We start from the raw sequence: 8,142 nt of genomic DNA, 5'->3' as shown, positions 1-8,142 counted from the left end.
AATTCAGAATTCGTTTGAAATACATCAGCATTGCACAAAAACAGGCTTTCAACAGGTCATTAGCTTATTCCAGCCTTCTAGTCACCTCGCTTCACCACAGCTTCTGTTCTTTTAGCTCCCTGACTTCAGCAATTTGATCGCTTCGCTCAATACCTGCGATCGCAGGTCGATAGTTGAATGACAGTTGTCTAGAATGTGTGCTTTTGGCAGAGGATGAGCGCGCGTATGTGAGTCTCTGGCTGCTTCTATCGTTGGTTTACTCTTGTTGGTAACCAGGGAGCTTCTAGTAGCAATTAACTAGAGCAGATACTACTCTTCTACTTCAGAACATGAACTCATTGGATAGCCTGGATTCTCTGCGATCGCGGCGTCTCTGAAATCAAACACAAATGCAATAATTGGACAAGATAAGAATGGGAAGATAAGATAAGATAGTACGCGATCTTGTTCCAAAATTTAGGGGCATTCAGTCAACTAGGCCATCCAATAGTAATGGAGCAATTTGGCCAGTAGGCAAAAATCATAATCATGAAAGCTAGTGCAGAAAGGCATTTCAAGATTTCACTCTTTCTTATGCGCTGCCTCTTCAAAGGGTAATCTCTGATGATCCTCTACTGGCCGATCTTTAACCGTTAATGGAACAGTTAATCTCTCTAAGCCCTTTATTATTAAGGCTTTCAGGATCTTCTCTAACAGCGGCTCAAACATCGTAAATGGGACAGTTGCTCTTCTACTGGCCAAATTGCTCCGTTGCTATTGGATGGCCAACTATCGATACGAAGCAGCTGGTTGTTATCCAGTCGTCAATCACAACAATTAGATAACAGTGAAACGTGCGATCGCAACTTCCAACTCCCCAACTAAAAAGCCCGATCCGAAGACCAGGCTAGGAGGAGAGTATAGGGAGCGCAGTAGGCAGTTAGAGAGTTTGAGCAGAGAGACGATGGTTGAACGCTTGAGCAGTAGGGGTTTTGAGCTTGTCTATATAGGGATTCAGGCTCAGTCCTCAGCATTTCAGGCTTAATTTAGTGATGTACCGCACCTGTCGAGGTGAGCTTGGTCATGGGTGGAGTTGCGATCGCAATTTATAAGGGCAGTGCCAAACTGTTCTTCAAACGGATGGCCCAAGCACTGGATATCCCGACTGAGAACGGCGAAGGGAAAGCGCTCAACGTTAACGATCAGAAAGATGAGCTGCTGGATAACATTGGCGCTCAGACGCTGCTGATTTTGCCGGAGGCTCAGCGGCTTTCGGCATCGATTCGCTATTGGCTGGAAGATGCGATCGCAAATGGTTGTCGCGTCGTCATGTTTTCACCTGTAAACCCTGGCCGAGATATTTTTCTCAACCTGCTGGAGATTGAGGTGGAGCTGCCCAGTGATGCTGCGATTCGTCAGGTGATGGAGCAGGAAGCACAGCGCCAAGGATTACAGCTTTCCCGCGCAGAACTGGCCGAACTGCAACCGCTGGCCGGACGTAACCCAATGCTGGCCAAGAAGGTTGTCCGCCAGCGCAAGTTAGGCATCAAACACCAGAAGCCTGAACACACTCAATACGTCGTGATCATGCCCGTCATCGTTGCCTGTCTGATGGCCTTTGGCATCGTGCGCTTTGTCGGCCTGGGTACGGATAACAGGTCACTGTATATCTTCGGCGGTGTAACGCTGGTGGCCGGAATGACGCTAAAACAGTTGGGTAGTGTCAGAGGCGCAAGGAAGCGGTTAGGGCAGTAAAAGTTTTGCTCTCAAAATGAGGAAACTGCAAATTGTCCTTTGTAGATTAGAAGTACCACCATTTGCTTAGAAGGGGGTGCTCTATGAGCAACAGCGAGAGTAAACCGTCTGAAGACCGTCCTTGGTTGAAAGGACTCATTTTCCCGATCCTGATTGCGCTGATTGCTGGAGGCACCTCGCCCTGGTGGATTAAGTTATTCCCCGGTGGCAGCAATGCATCAACGAATCCACCCGGCACTGTAACAAATACAGATCGCTCTGTAACCATTGATGGGTCAGGAAACCAAGTGGACAATAGCGATCACTCGATTAATTTGGTTGGCGAAGGCAATCAGGTCAACAATGAAATACCCCGCCGCAAGCGGACGGGGTATCAGAATCAAAAAAGAGCAAGTTGATTATCCCGATGCAATTTGAGGTAATCTTTGCCTTGGGCTTGAACATATTTGGCGATCATTCCTTCATCCCCGTGGCGGCCTACTGTACTCGCAAAATATCCATCACTCCAAAACTCGCCTCCCCAGAGTTTCTGCTTCACTTGAGGGCATCGTTTGAAGACTTCTCGTGCAGTTAAACTTTTCAGCATCGTCACCAGTTTGGTCACACTATAGGTCGGCACGGACTGCACTAGAAAATGGACATGGTCTTTGTCCACTCCAATTTCGACAAACTTCACCTCGTAGCGTTTCTCGATTTCGAGGCAGACTTCTCGCAGAACCGCATCTACTTGCTCATCAAACACAACCCGTCGATACTTTGCTGGAAACACTAAGTGGTATAGCAAAACTGTAACGTTATGACTCTTGTGGATGTACTCACTCATTCTTAGATCTTACGCCGCAGAGCGGCGGGGAATGGACCCAAGAGATTCAAAGCCAATCCTTCACGGTTTTAGTACCTGTCTATAACCCCGAAACTGAGAAGGGGCTGCTGGAAATTGCAGCTCTACTGGCCGAGCAACGAAACGGGGTAATCAAGCCACTTGCGATCGCAAAAGCACAGTCCCGCATGGATTCGCCCCGTATGAACCGCATTTTTCGTCAGCGAGAAACCCTGTTGGCTACTGCAACCGAAATTGGCTCTGCCCTCAATGTTCCCGTTGAACCACTGCTGCGCATTGCGAACAATGTTGCCGATGGTATCAGCCAAGCTGCCAGAGAGCAGAAAGCTAACCTGATTATCATGGGCTGGAGTAAACAAGATGGCATCAAGGCCCGCTTGTTCGGCACACTAATTGATGATGTGCTTTGGTCGGCCCACTGTCCGCTAGCGATTATCCGCCTGCGAATGTCGCCTCGCGAGATGAGCAGTATATTAGTGCCCATTAAACAGTTCACGGCGGCAGAAGCATATAAAGTTCAGCTCGCATTGGCCATAGCCCAACCGAATCACGCTCGGGTAACGCTTCTACACGTCGCGCCCCGTCAGCCATCGAGCAATCGCACAGAATGGCTTAAGCAGCAGATGACGGAGCTGGCCGGGAATAGCATCTCTGCTGTCGAAGTCATCCCTAAAATTCTTCACCAGGTCGATCCGGCTCAAGGAATTTTACAAGAATCTCGCTCTCACGACTTGGTGATTATGCGCACCTATCGCCGCCGGAGCCGCACAGGAGATCTCAACATTAGTAATCTCTCTAACTGGGTTGCTCAGCAGCTTGACTGTTCACTTATTCTGCTCGGTGAACCCCATTCCAACTGGTTTCGAAGTGATCAGTTCCAGGGATAAGCGATACTCACCGCATTAAAAGATGCTGTGGGCACAGTTGACACCATGTTCATTGCCAGAAGTCGTCATCACGAATGCAAGTGTAGAACAGGAGAACAAACTGATGGCAAAAAACCAAAATATCGTCGTGGTTGGGTGTGGCCGTTTAGGCTCATCATTGGCCAGCCACCTGAGTCATGAAGGACATAACGTTGTCATTATCGACGTTCGGGAAGCGGCCTTTAACCAGTTATCAGCCGAATTTAGCGGCTTTCGGATCACGGGGGATGCGACAGAAATGGAGATTCTGGAGCAGGCCAAGATCCAGCGCGCGGACTGTTTATTAGCCGTCACCGATCAAGACAACATCAATCTGATGGTTGCTCAAGTAGCCAATGTCATGTTTGAAGTTCCTGTTGTCATTGCCCGTGTTTATGACCCAACCCGAGAAGCCATTTACAAAGAATTTGGCATTGCGACTATCAGCCCAACTCAGCTCTCTGCAAATGCACTTCTGGAAATCTTGCACCAAAATACGTTGATATCATCATGAGAGTCATTGTCATTGGCCAAGACAAACTAGCCTATTTTCTAGGCAAGCATTTTATTGCGAAACAATATACTCTGACGTTAATTACCCCTAACCGCGATGAAGCATTAGCCCTGTCCCACAAGTTAAAAGCAACCGTCCTTTGTGGTGATGGCAGTGTGCCAGCGGTTTTAGAAGATGCTGGAGCCTATCGAGCTGATGTTCTTTTAGCATTGACCCCCCAAGACGAAGATAATCTGGTGGCTTGCCAGATAGCCCAAAAGCGGTTTGGTATACCTCGCACAATTGCACTGGTCAATGATCCAGCCAACCAAGCCGTCTTTCGGCAACTAGGAGTATCAGTCGCCTTCTCAGCGACCGAAATTTTGGGCCATTTAATTGAGCAGCAGACGGACTACGGCAACATTAAAGCGTTGATGCCTGTGGCGGATGGTGATGTGCATCTCGCCGAAATCACTCTGCAATCCTCTAGCCCCACTGTCGGTAAAAAACTACAAGATTTGGAGCTGGCAGAGGCAATTGTCGCCTGTATTGTGCGTCAGGGCCACGTCATTATCCCGAAAGGCGGCAGCCAACTACAGGTTGGCGATCGGCTAATTGTGATTAGTCAGGCCGGAACCTATGAGGCGGCTTATCAGGTGATTATGGGAGACGTTAGCTAGATGAGTCGCTATCAAACTTTTTTGCGCCAGCGCTATCGAGCGATTTTAGGTTATACGGGCTTAGTCTGCTGGATTGCCGGATTAGGAATTATATCGCCACTGCTGGCTCTGATCTTCTATCCCGAAGAGTGGGTTCTAGCTGGAGGTTTTCTGCTGCCAGGAGGACTCCTTTTTGCTCTGGGTTGGATTGCTTGGCGTTGGTTAACTCCTCGATCTGGCTATAGCCTCACCTTGCAGGAGGGGGCGGTGATTGTCGTACTCGCTTGGTTGCTGGTAATTGGCTTCGGCACAGTACCTTTTTCGTGGATATCAGGACTGACCCTTACCCAAGCCTTCTTTGAATCCACAAGTGGCTGGACGACAACTGGCTTGTCGGTCGTGGATGTAACTCAAGCGCCTCGGCTAATTTTGCTGTTTAGAAGTATCACTGAACTCTACGGTGGAGCTGGGTTAGCGATTATCACTTTAAGTGCGATCGCAGGCCCGTCAGGTTCAGGTTTATCCAGTGCCGAAGGTCGCAGTGAACAGCTTGCGCCTCATGTTCGCCGTTCCGCCAAATTGGTTTTGAGTATTTATCTTGGATATGTAGTACTAGGCATCGTAGGACTGCGAATCGCAGGCATGAATTGGTTTGATGCTGTAAATCATGCCTTTGCCGCCTTATCAACCGGAGGCTTCTCGACCCGAGTAGACTCCATTGGCTATTGGAACAGTCCACCAATCGAAATCGTGACGTGGGTACTGATGCTGTTGGGTAGCCTCAATTTTGTCATTAGCTATTTAATTTTGCGAGGTAAGTGGTCGAGCCTGTGGCGAGATGGGCAGATGCGTATCCAAGCGGTGTTGATCAGCATTAGCGCCTTCATCATCTTGGTCGGAGTCACCGGAACACGCTACGACTCTTTGGGAAAATCAATTCGCGTTGCTCTATTCGAGCCGATCTCGGCCTTAACGACAACTGGATTTTCTACTGTTGGCTATGGTGACTGGAGTGGCTTGGGCTGGTTGATCTTAATCTTGCTGATGCTGATCGGCGGCGGATCGGGTTCCACGGCTGGAGGCATCAAGCAACTGCGCATTTATATTCTCTACCGCAGCTTACTGTGGGAAATTCATCACATGTTGATGCCTGATCGCTTAGTCAGCGAACCCAGAATTTGGCAAACTAATGCCCGTCGGTTTGTTAAAGATGCTCAAGTTCGACAAACCGCTCTATTTGTCTTCTTGTACCTGGTCACCTACAGCTTGATCTGCATCATCATTTCAAGCCACGGCTTTTCTCTGGAAGAAAGTCTATTTGAAACAGCCAGTGCGATGAGTACAGTTGGACTTTCAGTGGGTGTAACGGCACCAGATGCTCCCCCAACCCTGCTATGGACAGAGATTGTAGCTATGTTTTTAGGACGGCTGGAATTCTTGACGGTCTTTGTTGGCCTAATTCGGATTGTGCGTGATCTGCAACCTGCTTTAAAAGGCTAGGCTGCTTCTGAATTGTTGCGACGAACAGCAATTCAATTCTCAGTTATCTTACGGCAACCGAGATCGAGCGGTATACCAAGTTGTTAGAACAGGAGGCAGAGAAGATAGGGGCATTTATTCATGAGCATACCGAGCACCCCAATTTAGATATGGCAATTGCAGATTGCACAGCCGTTCTACTTGAGCTTCAACAACTTTAAGCCCTAAATCAAGCCCTGGGCTTTGAGCTTAGACAAAGCATTCTCGGCTGCCCATTTTTCTGCATCTTTCTTGCCGCATCCTTTTCCTTCTCCATACACCTTGCCATTGACCAAGACCCGCGCTAAATACTCCGGCGCATGATCCGGGCCACCGATGCGCTCTGTGACGTATTTGGGTAGTACCGAGCCAATCTTGTCCTGTACCCACTCCTGAAACCGGTTCTTTGAATCAACGTTAGAGCGATGTTCTTTACCTGTTGGTAATACCGAGTCAAATAAACCTTCGACAATGGGACGCACAGCTTCGATATCATGATCATGGTCAATATAGTAAGCACCAACAACTGCCTCAAAGGTGCTGCTCTGCAAATTTGGGTTATTCAATCCCCCTTCCTGGATTGCTCCTTTCCCCAACCGCATTCTAAAATCTAATCCAGCTTCTCTGGCAAACTTAGCCAGTTGCTTTTCATCAACCAGAGAAGATCGCCGCCGCGTCATTTCATCTTCCCCGATGTCTGGATAGCGACGATACAAGTAGTCTCCGCTAATAAAGTTCAAGATGGCATCCCCCAAGAACTCCAGCCGCTCATTATGCTTCTCACCGGGATTCTCATTGGTATATGAGCGATGTGTTAATGCTTGACGCAAAAGCTTTTCGTTCCGAAAGATCAAGAGTTGATGCATTTCTACCAATTCTCCTTACTTCATCCATGACAGCATTTAGCTATCCCTCCAATGGAGAGATAGCCAAACCTCCAAATTCGTTAACAAAGCTGTTTCAGCAGATGAAATTCATCAGCCAACTCAATGAGCTTGCCACTTGTCTTGTTCGAGCACTCCCCGATCACAATGACTTTCTTCCCTTTAGCTTTGAGGTCACGGACTAGCCCCTTAAAATCACCATCGCCGGAGAGCAGAATCACTGTTGTGATATCAGGATTGTTGAGAATCTGCTGCCTGCAATGGGCAATCAGCTTCTTGTCAACATTGTTCCTCTTTTGCTTTGAGGAAGGCACGTTAAAACAATCAAAATCCAACTCGTCAAATAGCTCTTCCCATTTAGAATTTTCATGCCGCCAGTGTGCATAGACTCTCTTGAAAGCGATTGTGCCAAGTTTGCATGCAAAACTCATCAAACACCGCAGTTGGGCTTGAGTTCCCCTAACGTTTTGCCAATCACACAAAATTGCAACAGACGAAGTGACCAAACACTTTGCTTGGTTAGACATAGAATTGCCTCTTAATAAATTGGAGGCAGCAATACCTATCAAGCTATGACTGATGAACTGAATACCACTGGATTGCCCCAGACGTATTCAGTGTCAGATGATTACCGTCTCAACCCGCAGTATCTTTGCTCCCTGCCATCACACACAGCTACTAACTTGAACCAGCAATACACTCACCCAGATAACCAGACAGTAGATAGGCAGAAAATTCAGCACAAGAAATAGAACCATTACTTATGCTAAAGGCGTTGCATATCTATTGCCGAGATACCTACGCCAGCGGACTGCTAGACCAAGGTAACAGCGGTATGTAATGTCAAGGTTCAGAGATGCTGCTTATGAGACGAGAACCCAGGCTTCTGCCTGCCCTGATCGATAAGCTGCTTTGTATTCAAAATGGCACCACTATCAAACACTTGTCAAGAGGAAATTTTGGATTAAATTCTGTGACGACTGTTGAATACCTCTCCAGCATCCCCATCGGAAAGGCAACCTAAATACTTAGATTTAAGCCTACTAACCATTTATTCTTAACTTGAGACTCAGCACTCTTTCTATAAAGCCAATTATAAGACTCATCC

9 protein-coding genes are annotated in these 8,142 nt (G+C 47.7%); 6 read left to right on the top strand and 3 right to left on the bottom strand.

Annotated features, from left to right (window positions below):
* The first annotated feature begins 1,062 nt into the window (after nt 1-1,062).
* Entirely contained in the window at nt 1,063-1,734 is a 672-nt protein-coding gene (locus tag AC286M_RS37125) for a hypothetical protein (RefSeq protein WP_488209187.1), read from the top strand.
* A gap of 83 nt (nt 1,735-1,817) precedes the next feature.
* Nucleotides 1,818-2,132 (top strand): hypothetical protein, encoded by a 315-nt coding sequence (locus AC286M_RS37120; RefSeq protein WP_488209186.1) that lies wholly within the window; start codon nt 1,818-1,820, stop codon nt 2,130-2,132.
* Here the strand turns inward: AC286M_RS37120 and tnpA are convergent.
* On the bottom strand, nt 2,114-2,557 hold the full coding sequence (tnpA, locus tag AC286M_RS37115) for an IS200/IS605 family transposase (protein ID WP_488202591.1): 444 nt from the start codon (nt 2,555-2,557) through the stop codon (nt 2,114-2,116). The genes AC286M_RS37120 and tnpA overlap by 19 nt on opposite strands.
* Before the next feature lie 44 nt (nt 2,558-2,601).
* On the opposite strand from tnpA, the gene AC286M_RS37110 reads away from it, so the two are divergent.
* From AC286M_RS37110 to AC286M_RS37095, 4 genes are read left to right on the top strand one after another with little or no spacing between them, the layout of a single operon-like run.
* Nucleotides 2,602-3,462, top strand: coding sequence for a universal stress protein (locus AC286M_RS37110; RefSeq protein ID WP_488209190.1), 861 nt, complete (start codon nt 2,602-2,604; stop codon nt 3,460-3,462).
* 22 nt (nt 3,463-3,484) lie between these two features.
* Nucleotides 3,485-3,994, top strand: a complete 510-nt coding sequence (locus tag AC286M_RS37105; RefSeq protein WP_488209185.1) for a potassium channel family protein — start codon at nt 3,485-3,487, stop codon at nt 3,992-3,994.
* Nucleotides 3,991-4,653, top strand: coding sequence for a potassium channel family protein (locus AC286M_RS37100; protein WP_488209184.1), 663 nt, complete (start codon nt 3,991-3,993; stop codon nt 4,651-4,653). Before AC286M_RS37105 ends, AC286M_RS37100 begins: the two co-directional genes overlap by 4 nt.
* Nucleotides 4,654-6,132 (top strand): TrkH family potassium uptake protein, encoded by a 1,479-nt coding sequence (locus tag AC286M_RS37095; RefSeq protein WP_488209183.1) that lies wholly within the window; start codon nt 4,654-4,656, stop codon nt 6,130-6,132. It abuts the gene before it with no gap.
* 203 nt (nt 6,133-6,335) lie between these two features.
* On the opposite strand, the gene rnc is transcribed toward AC286M_RS37095, so the two are convergent.
* Both rnc and AC286M_RS37085 read right to left on the bottom strand, forming a co-directional pair.
* On the bottom strand, nt 6,336-7,016 hold the full coding sequence (gene rnc, locus AC286M_RS37090; RefSeq protein ID WP_488209182.1) for a ribonuclease III: 681 nt from the start codon (nt 7,014-7,016) through the stop codon (nt 6,336-6,338).
* An 80-nt stretch (nt 7,017-7,096) separates the two neighbouring features.
* On the bottom strand, nt 7,097-7,561 hold the full coding sequence (locus AC286M_RS37085; RefSeq protein WP_488209181.1) for an NYN domain-containing protein: 465 nt from the start codon (nt 7,559-7,561) through the stop codon (nt 7,097-7,099).
* Nucleotides 7,562-8,142: the final 581 nt, after the last annotated feature.

It is taken from the genome of Thainema salinarum CENA647, from assembly GCF_057732415.1.
The sequence above is the reverse complement of the archived record's forward strand: the minus strand, read 5'-3'. Positions and strand labels throughout refer to the sequence as shown.